Source organism: Anaeroglomus insulsum (assembly GCF_050689095.1).
In the GTDB taxonomy this organism is placed as follows: Bacteria; Planctomycetota; Phycisphaerae; order Sedimentisphaerales; family Anaerohalosphaeraceae; genus Anaeroglomus; species Anaeroglomus insulsum.
The window spans coordinates 131,097-148,082 of sequence record NZ_JBOGCL010000007.1; the positions used below are offsets into that span (position 1 = coordinate 131,097).

A 16,986-nucleotide genomic window follows, 5' to 3' on the forward strand; every position below is an offset into this window, starting at 1 on the left:
GGCCCTACAATACCGGGCAGTGACGTGAACTTGAAATCAGACCTATATCGGAGTGCTATATGACCGCTCGGATTATCGACGGAAAACAGATCGCCGCCCAGATGCGCGAAGAATTAAAGCAAAAGGTTACAGCATTGAAAGCCAAAGGCGTTACACCGGGATTAGCGGTAATCCTGGTGGGCGATGACCCCGCGTCGAAATCCTATGTTACAGCAAAAGAGAAAGCCTGTGAGGAAATCGGTATTTATTCGAGTGATAACCGCATTCCGGCCACAACCACACAAGCCGAACTCCTGGCCATCATCGACCAATTCAACAAGGACCCGAAGATACACGGGATTCTGGTACAGCTCCCTCTGCCCAAACATATCAATGAAGATGCGGTGCTGCTGGCGATTGACCCGAAAAAGGATGTGGACGGTTTCCATCCGGTCAATGTCGGCAGAATGGTTGTCGGGCAGGAAGCCTATTTGCCCTGCACACCGCATGGAGTCATTCAGCTTCTGGTCCGATCGGGCGTGACACTGGATGGGGCCGAGGTGGTAGTGGTCGGACGCAGCAATATTGTCGGAAAACCGGTAGCCAATATGCTCATTCAGAAGGCCCCTACCGGCAATGCCACGGTAACAATCTGTCATACGCGAACAAAAAATTTGGCCGAGCATGTCCGCCGGGCAGATATTGTCATCGCCGCAGCCGGCAGACCCAATACGATTACTGCTGAGATGGTCAAGCCCGGAGCGGTGGTCATCGACGTCGGCGTCAACCGGATTGATGATGCCAGCAAAAAAAGCGGCTTTCGTCTGGTCGGCGATGTGGATTTTGAAGGCGTTAAAGAAAAGGCCTCACAAATTACCCCCGTGCCTGGTGGTGTCGGGCCGATGACGATTACGATGCTGCTGTTCAATACCGTACTGTCGGCGGAAAAAACTTTATCGAAGTAATTGCTGTAACGACGGTTCTTCCGTGGGCATCTGAAAGAAAAACTCCCCATCAGGGGACCGGCTATATACTTTTCGGAAAGAATGCCTTATGCGAAGAATATTGAGCGGAATTCTCGTCTATGTCTGTTTTATCACCCTCCATACCTCAGCAGACCAGCCTCCTGCTGCGCCGCTGAAGAGCTTTAAGCCCGGCCAGCTTTGGCCGGATACGGACGGGGTTCACATCAATGCCCACGGCGGCGGAATCCTGGTGCATGAGGACACCTATTACTGGTTCGGCGAGCACAAGACCGAGGGACGCCGCGGCAATAATGCCTGGGTCGGGGTGCAATGCTATTCGTCCAAAGATCTGTACAACTGGAAGAACGAAGGGGTTGCCCTGTCGGTGGTCAGGGACGACCCCAGTCATGATATTACCGCCGGGTGTATCATCGAACGGCCCAAGGTCATCTACAACGCCAAGACAGGGAAATTTGTCATGTGGTTTCACCTGGAGCTGCGGGGCAAAGGCTACACCGCTGCACGTGCGGGTGTGGCAGTGGCTGATAAAGTCACCGGGCCGTATCAGTATTTATATTCACTGCGTCCGAATGCAGGGGTTTGGCCGGAGAATGTGACCGAGCAGGACAAACAGCCGGGAAAAGACAATTTTCTGGCACGGGATTTTGAAGGCGGGCAGATGTCGCGGGATATGACGCTGTTTGTCGATGACGACGGCAAAGCATATCATATTTACTCAGCGGAGGAAAACTATACCCTTCATATCTCGCTGCTGACGGATGACTATCTCAAACCCGCGGGCAAGTACGTACGGATCTTCCCGCGGGGCCACATGGAAGCTCCGACGATTTTCAAGCACCATGGGCTGTACTATTTTATCGGCTCGGAATGCACAGGCTGGAATCCCAATCCGGCCCATTCGGCGGTGGCCAAATCCATCTGGGGACCGTGGAAGGAACTGGGCAATCCCTGTCAGGGCGAGAAAACCGAGACGACTTTCGACAGCCAGAGCACCTACGTTTTGCCGCTTCCCAACAAGCCGGGGTGTTTTATCTTTATGGCCGACCGCTGGCGTCCGCAAAATGCCATCGACGGGCGGTATGTATGGCTGCCGATTGAGTTTGAAGACAACAGACCAATTCTGCGGTGGCGGGATGAGTGGGATTTGAGCTTTTTCGATTCAAAACCGTAACCGCTGGCGGTCTATTGCAGTTCCATCAGAGTCAGGGTGATATCTTTTGGATCGACGTCGGGATAGTCCAGGCTGATCGAGGCGACAGTCTGACAGACCCGGGCCACAGATACGGACGCAAAGGCACAGGCACTCTGACGCGGCATGAATTTTTCCGCCGACTCCCAGCGAGATAACGGCGTCATGCAATACAGCATCAGCAGACAGCCCCACAGAATATGGCCAAACAACAGACCAAACGCAGCGCCGCCGGCTATTTTCACCAGCGGACGGAAATAGCTATCCGCCCCCCGCACGAAAAATCGGAACAGGAAATAATCCAGACCGGCAAAAATCAGACCACCGACGGCACACAGACAAATCAGGGCAGCAACCCAATCCGGCAGAAAGAATTTGGGGCCGGCCTGCAGCAGAAACGGCGTGGACATCACCGCGGCATACACTGCCACAACCAGGCAAAACAGATGAATTGCCATACGATAGGCCCCTGCCTTGATGCCCAGAACAACCCATATGAGCAAAAAGAGAATCACAATCATGATTTACCCTCCAGTCCCTGAATAATGCGTTTGATTTCCTGCATGGAGGTTTTGCCGGCCAGCACCCATTGCATCCCCTCACGGCGGAGATAATGGAACATCCGGTCATTGCCTTCGGCAGCCAGGCGGGCAGCGTTGAACTGGGGATCGCGAAGCTGCTGAGCCAGGGGTTCATTCATCTCAATGACTTCGGCCAGAATTGCCCGGTCCATATAGCCGGTCTGGAAACAGTCCGAGCAGCCGCCGGGGGCATAGATACTGCCGGTACCAATCTTTTTATTTCCGAGATAATCCTGCTGAAACTCGCTAAGCTGGGCCCTGACTTTGCATACCGGACACAAGCACGCCACGAGCCGCTGGGCACAAATAAGCACTACCGCCTGAGCCAGTTGCGGGGCGGGAATGCCCCAGTCAGTCAATTTCACCAAGGCGGCTTCCGCAGAAGACGCATCCAGAGCAGCTAAAACAAGCCGACCGTTCTGTGCCAGACGAACTGCCATCTGTGCCGTATCCGCATCCGCCAGACAATCAATCATAATCACTTCGGCATCGGTTTGTTCGAGGGTATGCAGCATCTGCGCAACCGACCGCGGAGCGGGCGGCTGGGTCTGGTTGATTCCCAGCATGGCAAATTCGATTTGCTCCTGAACGGTGGCGATATGGCGTGACAGGCTGCGCACCGAATCGAGAGCGGAATACAGAGCTGTTTTTTTGCCGCTGCGAGCCGGGCCGCAAAACAGAATCAGACCACTGTCTTTTGTCAGGGCTTTTTGGATCTGTGCCAGCTGGGCGGCAGTATAGCCAAGCTGGTCAAGTTTGGGCGGAGTCAGTGCGGAATGATAGACACGAATCGTCATCCGCTGCCCTGCCAGGGCACAGACCTCAAGCACACGAAAATAGGCCGTGACGCCGCCTGACCTGCCGGTAAAGGTCCCGGGGCGGCCCTCTTTGGGATGCTGCGGCATGCCTGCCATGGTTCGAACCAGAGACAACACCCCGGCAGCCTCGCGGGGCATAAGCTGCTGCCAGCGATGGTATCGCCCGCCGATTTCAAGGCCAACCTGATAGCCGCCAGCAATATCCGGCTCGATGATAATCCACTTGGCTTTGCGTTTCATCGCCTCAGCACAGAAGGCTTCCACGATGGTACGGAACTGCATTTCAACAACCGAATCCCCCGCATGCTCAAGAACCGGCTGCGATGCCTTTTCGGGCAAGGCGGGCTGTTCTTTCCCGGGCAGGCCCGCATCTCCGAGCAGATCCACCACCACCGGCCGCTGTGGCGCGGGCGTGTCGTCCGCTGGCAATGACGTTTGGTGTTCTTGCGGTTCTGTATCAGCAGGTGCTGTGTGGCCAAGTACCTGATCGAGACTCTGGCCATCATCGGTCATCAACTGGACACAAGGGCTTTCAGGAGGTTCCACACGGAAAATCGTGTGAAACACATAAGGCACAACCCGCCGCAGCGGCATCCGGCCATCTTCAATCTGACAAATGGTATCAACAATGAACAGGATAATCAGCAGCAGCGGTCCGACAAACAGGGCCGCCAGGCAAGCCGCATCCGTAAAACGGTCGGAAATCAGGGGACTACGGTAGGTCCGACGGATACTGTACAGGCACAGACAGAACCAGGCCACCAGCAGCGCCAGTTTTACTGGGCTGTAGGGTAAATGCGGCAATAACAAATCAACCTGACCCATCATCATTCAATCCGCTCCATCAAGCTATCCCCTTCAGGACCCACACCCGTCTCCTTTTAGTATAGGAACCTGGAAATATACCGATTCTGGATGACATTGTCTGCCCGAGGCGCGGCTCAGTACGGTTTCAATAGGTTCTGTGGCCATCCTCGCGGCAAAATATATTTGTTTAGTATTAAACCATACCCTGAAAAGCGGTTATCTGCAACTAAAATTACCTGCCCAATGCGGTTTTCCTGTCGGACAGCTCAGGTCCAGAGTGCAATCACCAAAAGAGAATGCCGGGTACATCGATCAAATCGGTGCACCCGGCATTGCGGCGAAGTGTTATGTCCCATCAGCGGAAACACAAGACTGCGCGTTCGATACCGAAAACAGGGAGTTCGCTGTTAATCGGCGGCGGCACGTGTGCCGCTGGTTTCATCTGCACAGGCCTGGGTCGTCTTGTATAACTCCGCGACTCGTTTGGCCTGTTCCTCGGCGAAGGTGACTACATTACGCATCTTGTCTCCAACCTGTCCGGCAATGGCTTTACATGCTTGGCTGTTGAGGGCCGCCTTGCCCGGCCAGCTCAGACTGACCGCCTGCCTTGGGGGCCTGTCGGCCGCATCCTGCGAAACAGGAGCCAGGTAATAAATGGCTGTTGCAAAACCGCCACAATACATAATCAGTCCACACAATATCCTGCTTCGCCAACGGCCCATATGATTCTCCCGATAAAACCTCGTTTGTATCTGGCCGATTCGGTTTCTACCGGCCCCCACATCTAAAAGCTAAGAAATAACTCCCGTCAGGTCAATTTGGACAATCCAAAAAACAAGACATTCCACAACGCGGCAAAAGAGGCTCAGCAAACCGATTATCGAAGTGTTATCGGACGCTCAGAACGACCCCAAAGAATATCCCCAAAACAAAAACGGAGACAGCGGCTGCCGGCAGCAACCTCTGTCTCCGTCAACAGATTCAAACCCAATTACATCGTATCAAGACATGCTTTCAACTCGGTACAGACCAGCTTGACTTCCTCTGCCGAAAGGTTGTTGTGGAATGGCAGCGCAATCGTCCGCTGTCCAATCGTTTCGGTATGCGGGAAATCCCCTGTCTTGTAACCAAACCGCTCAATCATAAACGGCTGCAGATGGACCGGCGGGAAATAGTTGCTGACCTGAATACCACGCTCTGTCAGTTTTTTCATCACGGCATTGCGACGCTCCTGGGTATAGCCCTTCAACTGAATCACAAATACAAACCAGCTCATCCTCGCACCTTGAGGCTCCTGCGGCACAATAATCCGATCATCCCCGGCCAGAAGCTGCTGGTACATCTTCGCAACCGCCCGACGTTTTTCGACAAATTCTTCAATTCGAGAAAGCTGCACGATCCCCAGAGCGCAGTTTATATCACTCAGCCGATAATTATAGCCAAGACGCTCATGGGCCAGCCAGCCGCCGCCGGCTCCTCGCCCCTGACTTCGCAGCGAAACACACAGATTAGCCCACGATTCATTGTCCGTCAGAATCATGCCGCCTTCGCCGGTGGTCATCTGCTTGTTGGGATAAAAAGCAAAAACACTCATATCCCCAAACGTACCGACCTTTTTGCCATTGAGCATCGAGCCTAATCCTTCGCAGCTGTCTTCCAGAATCAGCAGATTATGCTTTTTGGCAACTTCATAAATTTGATCAAAGCCCGCAGGACTGCCGAACGCCTCAACCGGAATGATCGCCTTGGTTTTGGGCGTAATCGCCTTTTCGATGGCTTTCGGGTCAATATTCAGTGTATCCGGGTCAATATCCACCAAAACCGGCTTGGCCCCCACCATCAAAATCACATTCGTCGTGGCAATAAAGGTAAAGGGCGTCGAGATGACCTCGTCGCCAGGCCCGATTCCCATCGCCTGAAGGCACAGATACAGACCGCTGGTACCGCTATTGACCGCCACAGCATATTTCCGCCCGGTGTAGTGACAAAAGGCTCTCTCGAACTCACCCAGCTTGGGGCCCAGCGAGAGATTCGGCGTCCGCAGTACGTCGGTTACGGCTTCGATTTCGGCTTCGGTAATATCCGGCCGGCTCAAGGGGACTTTAATGCTCATAGACAACCTCGTTCCTTTTTACAAAAGTACAAGCAAACGATGGCCGTACTCACGGCAACACTTGCCTGAAAGAAATATTATAAAAAGTACTATTATAGACCATACTTTGGGAGTTTTCTATAAGAAATTTACAGATTCATTCGCTGATTCCAGAGACGGACAAAATGAATAATCGACATACATTTGCCAGTTTCTGCATTTCATACAAAAACAAAACCTGCCCTTTTCAAAAAGCGTTTGACTTAACCTGCTAAATGCTTTAGACTAATATCGTCATTTTTCAACCAATTACGCAATGTGCTGCATGGAAAAAACCAATTCTTAACAGAGAAAAGCGGATTTACCATGTATTCACCTGATAATTTCTGAGAATAGATAAAGATATGTACGACAAACGGGAAGAATGCGGGATTTTCGGCATTTTCGGAGATCCCGAAGCGGTACAAAAAACCTATTTCGGGCTTCACAGCCTTCAACATCGCGGTCAGGAATCAGCCGGCATTGCTTCCAGCAATGGGGAATTTATCGGCTGTTTCACCGGGATGGGACAGGTCAGCCGGGTTTTTCGTTCAGGGAGGGGAATTCTCGAACGGCTGGATAATCCCATCGCCATCGGCCATGTACGGTACTCCACCTCAGGCTCGACGAATCCCTGTAATGCCCAGCCGATTATGGGAGAATACTCGCGAGGCCAGGTCGCCGTGGCTCATAATGGCAACATTATTAATGCTTCGATGCTCCGAGATGAATACGAAGCCTACGGCTCGATTTTCAAGGCCTCTAACGACACCGAAATCATTATCCATCTGCTGGCCAAACCCACCCATGTCTGCAAGCCGGACCCGCTGGGGCATGTGCTGAACCATTTACAAGGGGCTTATTCCATTCTGTTTTTATTTTCCGACCGCATCGAAGCAGCTCGTGATCCGTATGGGATTCGCCCCCTGGCTCTGGGCAGAACCAAAAACGGTGCCTACTGCGTCGCCAGCGAGACATGTGCCTTTGATACCATCGATGCAGAGTATATTCGGGATATCGAACCGGGTGAAATTGTCACCCTGGATAAAAACGGGATCTCCAGCCGATTCTTCGTCACTCCCGGCTCCACCACGCCCGCCCATTGTATTTTTGAGCATGTCTATTTCGCCAAGCAAAGCAGCACCATCTTTGGCGAGAATGTTCACGAGGTCCGCAAACGCTGCGGCAGGCGTCTGGCCCAGGAACATCCGGTCGAGGCGGATATCGTCGTTCCCGTCCCCGATTCGGGGACCTCGGCCGCAGTGGGATATTCACAGGAAAGCGGCATTCCGTTTGAGATGGGCTTTGTCCGCAGCCACTATGTTGGCAGGACCTTTATTTCTCCGTCCCAGAATTTGCGGGACCTGGGGGTCAAGCTGAAATTGCAGGTGGTCCGAGAAGCGGTTCGCAATAAACGCGTGATTGTCATTGATGATTCAATCGTTCGCGGCACCACCACCAAAGGCAAAATCAAGTCCCTGCGGGACGCCGGTGCCAAAGAAGTACATATGCGCGTCGCCTGTCCGCCCGTCAAGCACCCATGCTTTTACGGGGTGGACTTCCCCACACGAGAAGAGCTGGTCGCCAACCAGCGAACGCTGGATGAAATTCGGGACTATCTGGGGGTGGATACACTGGGCTACATTTCACTCAAAGGACTGCTGGAATGCGTCTCTTTACCGGCCAATCATTACTGTACCGCCTGCTGGAGCGGTCAATACCGGATTCCCGTTACTGCCGTGGTGAATAAATTTTCCATGGAACGACACCAAATGCAATTATTTGATGATGTTGAACTCTAATGGCTAAGAAAAAAACAATCTCCTATGAACAGGCGGGCGTCAGTATCGACGCGAATGATATTATGGTTGAACGCATCAGTCGCTCGGTGGCATCCACCCATGGGCCTCGTGTGATTGGGCTGGAAAACGGCTTTGCGGGATTGTTCCGTCTGGACTACGACGAGAAATTGTTTAAACGCAATTATAAAAATCCCGTGCTGGTCGCCTGCACCGACGGCGTGGGAACCAAAGTCCTGATCGCACAGGAAATGAATCGCTACGAAACCATTGGCCAGGACCTGGTAGCCATGAATGTCAATGACATGCTGGTTCAGGGAGCCGAGCCGCTGTTTTTTCTGGATTATGTGGGAATCAACAAACTGGATCCGGAGGTCATGGCGGCAATCGTGGAAAGCATCGCCAAAGGCTGCCGAATCGCCGACTGCGCCCTGATTGGCGGCGAAACCGCCGAAATGCCGGATATTTATACTCGCCCCGGCGAATATGACCTTGCCGGATTTGCCGTCGGTGTCGTGGAACGGCATCGGATTATCACTGGTAAAACGGTCCAGAAAGGCGATGTGGTGCTGGGACTGGCATCCAGCGGCCTACACAGCAACGGCTACACGCTGGTCCGACATGTGCTCTTTAAAGACCACAAGCTCAAGACCTCCGACCGGCTGGCAGAACTGGGGGACATCCCGCTGGGTGAGGTGCTGCTGGAACCGACCCGGATCTATGTACGTTCGGTCGTCGGCCTTTTAAATTCCTACAAACGCAAGCAGGTCGTGCACGGCATGGCCCATATCACCGGCGGCGGGCTGGTCGGCAATATCCCGCGCGTGTTGCCGGATGATTGCGACGCCGTACTCAAAAAGAATGCCTGGCCCGTGCACCCGATTTTTAATGTCCTGCAAAAACTTGGTCCCATTGATGATGCAGAAATGTATCGGGTATTCAATATGGGAATCGGGTATGTGCTGATCGTAGCACCGGATTTTGCCGACTCAGTCAAGGAAAAACTCGAAAAAAGCGGTGAAACCGTATATAAAATCGGCGTGATTACTGCCGGCCATAAAAAAGTCATTCTGAAATAAACCCCATGAAAAAAACGACATCTGCTGTGACCAAACCGGGCAACAGAGATTTATTGAGGGTTCTCCAGCCAGTCGCGGCGGGCATACTGGTAATGGGATTGGCAGCCTATCTTTTTCAGCCGCACTGGTTTCAGCTCGGGATCGGCCCTAAAAAGATTTTACTGCCGCTCAATACCATCCTGGCATCCATGGGCTGTTATGTGGTAACGCGTCGATGGATCAGTGCGTTTGACGCATCGCTCCTGGCAGGTGTGATTTATGGTTTTGGGGCACTGGGACTGAGCTTTATCAAATATCACTATACAGCCGGGCTTTGTTATGCCATGGTCCCCTGGCTTTTATGTCCCGCGGTGTATTATCATTCGGGACATTCCGGCGGGGTCGCCAAAACAGCGGTTTCCACTTTGTTGACTCTCATGCCGTTTGCGGCGATTGCAGGCTTGTTCTGGATCGCCTCACATCACTGGGCGGGTCCGCTGTTTCTCATGCCAAAATATCGGATACTGGAAATCAGCGATCTATGGGGACTGATTTGCCCAATGACCTTCGCCTCGCACCCTCTGGCGATCGGCTTTTATCATGTGCCGTTAATAATGATCCTGATGGGGCTTTTGGTGTTTGCCGTGTCCGGACGAGAAACACTCCTGCTGCCGGTTCTGGTGGGGGTAATATTGAGTCTTTTGGGGCCGATTTTGGATGTAACGCCCATCATCTGGCTGAGCTTTCCGGCCTTGTTTTTATCCGTCATGGCGGGGCTTGGCATTCAGGCGATGGCCTGGGCGGGAAAAGCGGACCGATTCTGGATTGGATTATGTGCTTTGGCCGCTCTGATCCTGTCAGCAATCAATTTCGCGTTAAGCCGCTCTCTGTCTGAGCCGGCCCCCTATAGTCATGCCGCCTTGTTATTTTTGGCAGCCGCCGCCGCAGTCGGGATCATTTGGGGACTTGCCAGCAAGAGTATCCGATTAACCTGGCTGCGATGGATCATCCTGTTCGGCCTGTGCACCTATGATATCGTGATGACCTCGCCGACGCTGGTCGATTCGCTATTTTAGGCAAATCAGATAGCACCCGATTTCAAAAAAACTGCCCGTGCGATTGGTACATCGAACGGGCAGATGAGTCGCTCTCAAATGGAATGCCGGTGATTCTGCTATTTTTTTCTCCGCAGAGCCGCAAAACCAAGCCCCAGCAATCCCAGCGTCATCGGTTCCGGAACACAAATCGTACTGACCGCGATCGAATCAACTGCAGCCGGAGCCCCGGTCACTTCCGGATTGAATCCATAACAAATCCGTTCCCAATTGGGATTCGGCTCAATCCGCCATACGTCTACACGCTTGGTCCAGCCATTGCCCAGGTCAATATCTTCCGAATAGGTATTCGTAAAATAATCCCATTGAGCATTCATCACCCAATCCAGAACAATAGTCCCTTTGTAAACCAGCTCCACAAGCACTTCTTTGTATGGATTAGCAATCGGCTGATTGGGAATATCAACGGCCAGACTGAACTTGGTGCCGGACCAGACGCCATTGGCCCAGACAAAATCAGGATTCATCCCATTGGAAATCTTTGCAACAGCATCACCGAATGGATTTTGATCGATTTCCGGGGCAGCAGGATTCAGGTTGGTATTGAAATCCCACATCTGATAGGTTGTTCCCGGATCGCCCACAGACCAGGTGACCACAGATGCACTTGCAGTACTCCAGGCCATAATCGAAAAACAGCATATTGCCAGTAAAGCAAAACGTTTCATCGTTCCTTACCTCCACGTCCCCAGGTTAATAAATAGTCCATCCATTACTCTGCTCATCGATAGCACGTGTCATTCTATTTCATGCGTTTTCTGAACAGCCCAACCGCACCCAGCCCCACAATCAGCATTGTCGCCGGCTCTGGAATGGTACACAAAGTGTCAATCGATACAGAATCCAGGAAACCGCCAGTTCCCCACAGACCAAATGAGAACCATTCCATATTCGGATTGGGTTTGATCGTCCAGCCAATCGTCATGACATGCCAGCCATCGGCGGTCAAAGTATCATTCAGATAAGTCCGTTCAATCTGGTAGTTGCCTCCGGCCGGAGAAACGTCCGGCATCAGCATATCAACCATTTTATACTTGATTTCAAACCAGACATACTTGACGGGATTGGGATCCTGCGTGTTGGGTATCTGAATCAGGGCCATCAGAGGATCTCCCATCCAGACACCGTTTTTCCATTGAAATGGAACACTGCCGTCTTCACCCGTAAAGTTGATCACCGGCCCGAACATGGTCGGATCATTCGGATTGCCATAAGGATTGTAATAATTGTCTGGCACAGAGGGATTTTTGCCATTGTCAAATGTCCAATCCTGCCAGGTGCTCCCTGCATCTCCCCGCTGCCAAGTCATCTGCCCTTGTTCAATATAAGACGGTAAGGCATTGCAAATCGACGAAAAAACCCCCACCGCCACCAGAACCAATACACTCGTTCTCATCACTTTTTCCTCCATTGACTCGTTGAATAATGAATTCGCATCAGAACACTTCCTTTTGTAAACTCAGGAACCAAACCGTCTGCGAAGAATACCCACCACGCTGACACCCAGTCCCGTTAGCAGAATCGCCCCCGGCGCCGGAACCGCACACAGGGTGTCAATCGAAATATAATCCACAAACAACTCACTTGCGGATTTTTCCGCCAGCGTAAAGGTAAACCATTCCTGGGCCGGATTGGGTTTGATGGTCCATCCAACGGTCATCACTTTCCATTCATCGGCCAGGTCAGTTACCTTGGAATAAATGTTCGTGACAACATAATTTTCGTTCTGGCCGTCTTCGAATACAGACACTGCGGGCGTAATCTGCTGATCAGACTTGTACACCATTTCAAACCAAATGGTTTTGATGGCGTTCTGCTCTGGGTTGTTGGGCACAAATATCGATGAAAATAACTGATTCCCCACCCACTGCCCACTCTTCCATTCAATTTTAGTTCCTGTAAAATCTGCAGTCGGTTCACCATAAGGATTGTAATAGTTTTCGGGGGCATAAGGATTTGTAATATCTGAAAAATCCCATTCCTGCCAGGTACTACCGGCGGCCCCGCGTTCCCACGCCATCAAACCGTCATCGATGTAAGTCGGCGCCGCTTGAGCAATTGCACACAAACACACAACGGCAATTGCTGCTCTTGCAAGAGTTTTCTCCATATCTCACCTCACAAATATAATTCTGTTTTTTCCCCAATTTATATACTGGCTCTCCTTAGACCCCAGCACAGTATGAGTATATAAAAATCCATCGACCGAGTCAACCTAAAAGTCTTATTCGCAAGAAATTAGGTGAAAATACGGATACAAAATCCATATTATTAGAGCAATAACGTCGATTATTAAGGAACTATAAAAATTTGTTATCAATTTTTAATATTTGATTAATATTTCCGGCGGAAATATCCAGCAATCGCTGCTCCCAAGCCCGCCAAAACCACCGCACCAGGGGCGGGGACAACATGGGAGAGAGTATCTATAGAAATTGATTGAATGGCAATCGTGTCACCAAGAAGGTAAAATGTGAACCATTCCATTGAAGGACTCGGTTTGACTGTCCACCCCAAGGTCATCACCTTCCACCCGGATGTGGAATTGAGAATATCTTCGTAAAATAGCTCTACCCCATCTGTTATTGGATTATCGTTTGTATCTAAACCAGTCGAAAGCAAAACATCTTCTGGATCGTTATCAAGATTATCAATATCATCAATCGAATATTGGATGCTGCCTTGATATACTACCTCAAACCAGATTGTTTTTTGCGAAGATACCACATTCGGTACAGAGATGTTTACTCCCAATCCGCCAAAATCAGTGATATACGCGATAAGATTCTTTTCCACATAGGGGTTATAATAATTTGATAGCTCTAGAAAGCCTTCTTCCAGGTTAGTCCAATCCTGCCAGGTACTGCCGGGTGTGCCTAAACTCCATTGGGTATAGCCCTCGAAACCCACGACATTGCCGTTAAGATAGGAAGGAGTTACTGTTCTTGCGGCGAGAGAAAGAGTTGAGACTATCCCCCCTAACAACACAATTCCGACCCACTTGGTATTCATTTCGTTACCCTCCAATTTAATGTTGTTTTTTCTGCTTATTCAACCCATTTGCATTTTTTATATTCCAAAACTGTGAATTTAGTCAAGATAATTTTATGTTTTTTCTTTTGAAAGTCCCAGTTCGGCCATCACCTTCTGCAGATCATCCCACACACGTTTGCGGTTATCGGGGGTATAGTTTCGCAAGAGGTACGCGGGGTGGTAGGTCGGCATCAGCTTCGCCGGTGGGAGTTCATCTGAAAAAACGTATTCATGAAACTGGCCGCGTAATTGACCAATCGGTCTGTCTGTATCCAAAAGCGTTCTGGCAGCATGGGCACCGAGGGCAACAATAATTTCCGGACGAATGGCCTCCAGTTGCTTTTTCAAATACGGCATACAGTTGTAAATTTCATCGGGTTTAGGATCGCGGTTTTCCGGAGGACGACATTTAAGTGTATTACAGATAAAGACATCCCGCCGCTGCAGGCCCATGGCATTAATCATTTTTTCCAGCAATTGCCCCGCCCTGCCGACAAACGGCAGGCCCTGCTGGTCTTCGTCGGCACCCGGAGCTTCACCCACAAAAACCAGCCGTGCAGTCGGATTTCCGTCGCCGGGGACGGCATTGAGCCGGGTAGAACCAATCTCACATTTTCGACAGGCCCGTACCTGTTTTGCAATCGCATCCAGCACTGTTTGGGCATCCGTCTGTGTTGCAGATGCCTGAACTGGAGCTGTGACATCTGCTTTTTTCTTTGTTTTCAAGGCAAAATCCCCGGTAAAAAATTGTTCCATTTCGATCAACTGGCCGGCTATTTTTTTTGGGTCCACATTCATTTCTGGTCAAATCCCGCTGACTTGTTCCTCTATCGTAGTCACAATTCCGGACCACGGATTCAATATGTCGGCGTAGTTTACGCGGTTTTGAAGAAACATACAAGCTTCTGACTTAAAACATCTGCCATCAGCATGAGATTCTGATGACGCATATCATAGACATACACCACATGCTGATACTTTTGGGCATCGGGGAACAATTCCCGCAGCAGGTTTTCACGTCCTTGCAGAAGGTGTTTGTGCAGCACGACATCGGGCTTCTCACAGAACAGAGCGATATAGAAAATATCCTCTTCCACAAGGTCCTGGAAGAAATGACTGCCGTAGGACAGTTCCGGCATCAGATTGCCGCCGGGGTAAGAGATTTCGCACAAAACCGAAATCTGGCTGATTTCGGAGAATCGGACCGGCACTCCCAGCGATGGCGTCGAGGTCCCCCACCGTCCCGGTCCCATCAAAAGGGTCGTATCTTTGTCGCGATTGCAAATCTGCCGGTTGAGTTTGCCCACCAGGCGGGCAACATCGTATTTTTCCTGCTGGGAAAGCTGAATATATGCCGACGGGTCAACCAGGATAATTCGGTCAATCGGCTGGGCGATACAGCCCCCCATAAAGCCGCCCTGACTCTGGAACAAAATCTGCTCGGCAGGCAGCGAGTCGGGAATCTGAACCCTGGCCCCGAATCCGCGGGTTTGCAGGGGACGGCATTGCAGCAGATTCAACTGCCCCGGACGACCCGTCGCCTGGTTGTAGGTAAACTCAATATCCACAGGGTAATCATATATCCGCTGGAGGGTATCCATCAGCCGACGCATCAGGGGAACAAAATCCGTCTCGGTCAACAGCCGGTCAAACGTCATAATCCACGACGGCGTCCCTTCCATATCAAGCTGTTTCATACGTCGGGCGGCTTCTTCATCTTCGACGGCAAACAGATCCACATTCCAGTCGGGCTTTTCGGCCAGATAGCGGTTGATGGAAATCGGCTCGAGGGTATTCTGCGGGATATTCAGAACATCCATAAAACGCTGGGAAAACTGACGAATATTATCCATACACGACTGCGGACGCAGCAGCGGATAATCCATCGCCACCAGCCGGGGGTAATCATCATCCGGCCGATCCACAGCACGCGTGCCCAGCCCGACGACAATCCGCAGCATTCCGGCTGCCGGATTCAGGTCTTTATTCCATACGAACGTATTATACGAAACCCCAACGCCGGCCATATCCGGAAAGAAATACGGGCCGTGATGGGTACCCGAAACACGCTGAACCAGCAATGCCATCTGTTCATCCATCTGGTCCAGCCCCCGCTGCAGACGATAGGTTAGAGCATCTTCGCTCATGGTGCTGGCATAAATCGTCCGCACCGCATTTTCAAACTGCTCATAACGATCTTCCGGGTCGCCCTGATTGACCAGAAACAGGCTTTCATATTTTCCGGCAAATGCATTGCCAAAACTGTCTTCCAGAAGGCTGCTGGAACGAATGATAATCGGGGACTGGCCGAAATACTCAATCATTTCCTGAAACTGTTCACGGAGTTCACTGGAAAATTTGCCCTTGCGCAATCCCTGGGCCAGCGGTTCGGCCTTCGAAAAATAGCCCTCCGGCGTTTTCTGCTCCATCCGGAGTTTCCAGAGACCATTCTGCACAATATAGGAATGAAAAATATCCGAACCGATATAGAATGAATCATGTTTTTCGAGCCGCTGGCGCCAGTCAAACGTTGTATCCTGCATCAGAATCTTACGAGCCAGAAGCATGCCGACAGCCTTGCCGCCGATATAGCCCGTGCCGATCAGCCGGGCTTTGATATCCAGCAAATCCCGCAGCGAAAAATAACGTTTCACCAGGGCAAGCATCCGCTCTTCACGGCACATCATAATCCGGCACAGTTTATCGACGGCCTGTTCCTGCTGAGTCTGCATGGTCGGGTCATTGAGCATTTCCTCGGCCTGCAGAAACAGTTGATCCCAGTAATCCAGCTTGCGGCGGGTTGCAGCCCGGGCCTGGTCGGAGATATAGGAAAACAGGCGGGCTGCATCGACACTGTTGGTCACCGGCGTCATGCGATCCTGCTCGTCACGATGAGGCAAAAACATCGTCGGTGAATAACGATTCCAGACCTTCAGCGGATGAATATAGACCGTGCCTTCAATATGATACACATCCAGCAGCAATTGGGTCGTGCCGCGAATGCGTGCGACGGTCTGATACGAATGATGATTCCGCAATAGGGCAAAATAGGCAATCGTGTCCAGTTCGTACAGATACGGACAGGTCACCATAAAAAAATTGCCCACCATCAAATCCGTCGCCCAGGACGTCAGCAAATCCGACAGACTGTCAAACACATAAAAGGCCCCTTTGCCCTGCTGGGAAATGATCGTATGAACCTGGGTGGAAAACGTCTCAAATCCGGTATCGGCATCCAGCTCAATGATCGTCAGGCCAGGTTGCGGTTCCAGAAGCGGCTGGTGCTGGGCAAACCGCACATAAATCATTTTGCGGTGTTCCCGAATAGCCCGCTGTACATAGGGAATGACAAGCTGCTTGTACTGGAAGAGGTCGTCAACCTGCCAGACAACGTTATCGCCGTACTGAAACCGGCCCAGCATTTCATCCAGATGGTTTAATCCGGAACTGGGATATGGAAATCGGTCCATCGTAAAGTCCCCGCAAGGAT

15 protein-coding genes are annotated in these 16,986 nt (G+C 51.3%); 5 read left to right on the plus strand and 10 right to left on the minus strand.

The window, feature by feature from the left end; translation table 11 throughout:
- Nucleotides 1-59 precede the first annotated feature (59 nt).
- Together folD and ACQ9LF_RS07990 are read left to right on the plus strand one after the other, a co-directional pair.
- The gene (gene folD, locus ACQ9LF_RS07985) at nt 60-944 is read left to right on the plus strand and encodes a bifunctional methylenetetrahydrofolate dehydrogenase/methenyltetrahydrofolate cyclohydrolase FolD (protein ID WP_462488861.1); all 885 of its coding nucleotides are present in this window, start codon (nt 60-62) and stop codon (nt 942-944) included.
- Between the two features lie 88 nt (nt 945-1,032).
- Nucleotides 1,033-2,136 carry a glycoside hydrolase family 43 protein gene (locus ACQ9LF_RS07990; RefSeq protein WP_462488862.1) on the plus strand — a complete coding sequence of 368 codons (1,104 nt, stop codon included), beginning with the start codon at nt 1,033-1,035 and terminating at the stop codon, nt 2,134-2,136.
- A gap of 11 nt (nt 2,137-2,147) precedes the next feature.
- Here ACQ9LF_RS07990 and ACQ9LF_RS07995 read toward each other — a convergent pair whose 3' ends face one another.
- From ACQ9LF_RS07995 to ACQ9LF_RS08010, 4 genes are all read right to left on the minus strand, one after another.
- Nucleotides 2,148-2,675: a hypothetical protein gene (locus tag ACQ9LF_RS07995; RefSeq protein ID WP_462488863.1), complete on the minus strand. Its 528-nt coding sequence runs from the start codon at nt 2,673-2,675 to the stop codon at nt 2,148-2,150.
- The gene (locus tag ACQ9LF_RS08000; protein ID WP_462488864.1) at nt 2,672-4,384 is read right to left on the minus strand and encodes a GspE/PulE family protein; all 1,713 of its coding nucleotides are present in this window, start codon (nt 4,382-4,384) and stop codon (nt 2,672-2,674) included. The genes ACQ9LF_RS07995 and ACQ9LF_RS08000 overlap by 4 nt, the downstream gene beginning before the upstream one ends.
- A gap of 383 nt (nt 4,385-4,767) precedes the next feature.
- Nucleotides 4,768-5,082: a hypothetical protein gene (locus tag ACQ9LF_RS08005; protein WP_462488865.1), complete on the minus strand. Its 315-nt coding sequence runs from the start codon at nt 5,080-5,082 to the stop codon at nt 4,768-4,770.
- A 269-nt stretch (nt 5,083-5,351) separates the two neighbouring features.
- On the minus strand, nt 5,352-6,473 hold the full coding sequence (locus ACQ9LF_RS08010) for a DegT/DnrJ/EryC1/StrS family aminotransferase (protein WP_462488866.1): 1,122 nt from the start codon (nt 6,471-6,473) through the stop codon (nt 5,352-5,354).
- A gap of 383 nt (nt 6,474-6,856) precedes the next feature.
- Here ACQ9LF_RS08010 and purF point away from each other — a divergent pair, with 383 nt between their 5' ends.
- From purF to ACQ9LF_RS08025, 3 genes are read left to right on the plus strand one after another with little or no spacing between them, the layout of a single operon-like run.
- Nucleotides 6,857-8,293 (plus strand): amidophosphoribosyltransferase, encoded by a 1,437-nt coding sequence (gene purF, locus ACQ9LF_RS08015; RefSeq protein ID WP_462488867.1) that lies wholly within the window; start codon nt 6,857-6,859, stop codon nt 8,291-8,293.
- Nucleotides 8,293-9,369: a phosphoribosylformylglycinamidine cyclo-ligase gene (purM, locus tag ACQ9LF_RS08020; RefSeq protein ID WP_462488868.1), complete on the plus strand. Its 1,077-nt coding sequence runs from the start codon at nt 8,293-8,295 to the stop codon at nt 9,367-9,369. Before purF ends, purM begins: the two co-directional genes overlap by 1 nt.
- Before the next feature lie 5 nt (nt 9,370-9,374).
- Nucleotides 9,375-10,424, plus strand: a complete 1,050-nt coding sequence (locus ACQ9LF_RS08025) for a hypothetical protein (protein ID WP_462488869.1) — start codon at nt 9,375-9,377, stop codon at nt 10,422-10,424.
- A 98-nt stretch (nt 10,425-10,522) separates the two neighbouring features.
- Here ACQ9LF_RS08025 and ACQ9LF_RS08030 read toward each other — a convergent pair whose 3' ends face one another.
- The 6 genes from ACQ9LF_RS08030 to ACQ9LF_RS08055 all read right to left on the minus strand — a co-directional run bounded on the left by ACQ9LF_RS08030 (nt 10,523) and on the right by ACQ9LF_RS08055 (nt 16,966).
- The gene (locus tag ACQ9LF_RS08030) at nt 10,523-11,131 is read right to left on the minus strand and encodes a PEP-CTERM sorting domain-containing protein (protein WP_462488870.1); all 609 of its coding nucleotides are present in this window, start codon (nt 11,129-11,131) and stop codon (nt 10,523-10,525) included.
- 74 nt (nt 11,132-11,205) lie between these two features.
- Nucleotides 11,206-11,859, minus strand: coding sequence for a PEP-CTERM sorting domain-containing protein (locus ACQ9LF_RS08035; protein WP_462488871.1), 654 nt, complete (start codon nt 11,857-11,859; stop codon nt 11,206-11,208).
- A 63-nt stretch (nt 11,860-11,922) separates the two neighbouring features.
- Nucleotides 11,923-12,573: a hypothetical protein gene (locus tag ACQ9LF_RS08040; protein WP_462488872.1), complete on the minus strand. Its 651-nt coding sequence runs from the start codon at nt 12,571-12,573 to the stop codon at nt 11,923-11,925.
- Between the two features lie 224 nt (nt 12,574-12,797).
- Nucleotides 12,798-13,475 carry a hypothetical protein gene (locus tag ACQ9LF_RS08045; protein ID WP_462488873.1) on the minus strand — a complete coding sequence of 226 codons (678 nt, stop codon included), beginning with the start codon at nt 13,473-13,475 and terminating at the stop codon, nt 12,798-12,800.
- Nucleotides 13,476-13,568: 93 nt separating this feature from the next.
- The gene (locus ACQ9LF_RS08050) at nt 13,569-14,288 is read right to left on the minus strand and encodes a uracil-DNA glycosylase (protein ID WP_462488874.1); all 720 of its coding nucleotides are present in this window, start codon (nt 14,286-14,288) and stop codon (nt 13,569-13,571) included.
- 83 nt (nt 14,289-14,371) lie between these two features.
- Nucleotides 14,372-16,966 (minus strand): PEP/pyruvate-binding domain-containing protein, encoded by a 2,595-nt coding sequence (locus ACQ9LF_RS08055; RefSeq protein ID WP_462488875.1) that lies wholly within the window; start codon nt 16,964-16,966, stop codon nt 14,372-14,374.
- Between the last annotated feature and the right edge of the window lie 20 nt (nt 16,967-16,986).

Excerpts from the sequence above, each read along its gene's own strand:
- folD (WP_462488861.1), top strand. The coding sequence starts at position 60 with ATGACCGCTCGGATTATCGACGGAAAACAGATCGCCGCCCAGATGCGC.
- ACQ9LF_RS07990 (WP_462488862.1), top strand. The coding sequence starts at position 1,033 with ATGCGAAGAATATTGAGCGGAATTCTCGTCTATGTCTGTTTTATCACC.
- ACQ9LF_RS07995 (WP_462488863.1), bottom strand. The coding sequence starts at position 2,675 with ATGATTGTGATTCTCTTTTTGCTCATATGGGTTGTTCTGGGCATCAAG.
- ACQ9LF_RS08000 (WP_462488864.1), bottom strand. The coding sequence starts at position 4,384 with ATGATGATGGGTCAGGTTGATTTGTTATTGCCGCATTTACCCTACAGC.
- ACQ9LF_RS08005 (WP_462488865.1), bottom strand. The coding sequence starts at position 5,082 with ATGGGCCGTTGGCGAAGCAGGATATTGTGTGGACTGATTATGTATTGT.
- ACQ9LF_RS08010 (WP_462488866.1), bottom strand. The coding sequence starts at position 6,473 with ATGAGCATTAAAGTCCCCTTGAGCCGGCCGGATATTACCGAAGCCGAA.
- purF (WP_462488867.1), top strand. The coding sequence starts at position 6,857 with ATGTACGACAAACGGGAAGAATGCGGGATTTTCGGCATTTTCGGAGAT.
- purM (WP_462488868.1), top strand. The coding sequence starts at position 8,293 with ATGGCTAAGAAAAAAACAATCTCCTATGAACAGGCGGGCGTCAGTATC.
- ACQ9LF_RS08025 (WP_462488869.1), top strand. The coding sequence starts at position 9,375 with ATGAAAAAAACGACATCTGCTGTGACCAAACCGGGCAACAGAGATTTA.
- ACQ9LF_RS08030 (WP_462488870.1), bottom strand. The coding sequence starts at position 11,131 with ATGAAACGTTTTGCTTTACTGGCAATATGCTGTTTTTCGATTATGGCC.
- ACQ9LF_RS08035 (WP_462488871.1), bottom strand. The coding sequence starts at position 11,859 with ATGAGAACGAGTGTATTGGTTCTGGTGGCGGTGGGGGTTTTTTCGTCG.
- ACQ9LF_RS08040 (WP_462488872.1), bottom strand. The coding sequence starts at position 12,573 with ATGGAGAAAACTCTTGCAAGAGCAGCAATTGCCGTTGTGTGTTTGTGT.
- ACQ9LF_RS08045 (WP_462488873.1), bottom strand. The coding sequence starts at position 13,475 with ATGAATACCAAGTGGGTCGGAATTGTGTTGTTAGGGGGGATAGTCTCA.
- ACQ9LF_RS08055 (WP_462488875.1), bottom strand. The coding sequence starts at position 16,966 with ATGGACCGATTTCCATATCCCAGTTCCGGATTAAACCATCTGGATGAA.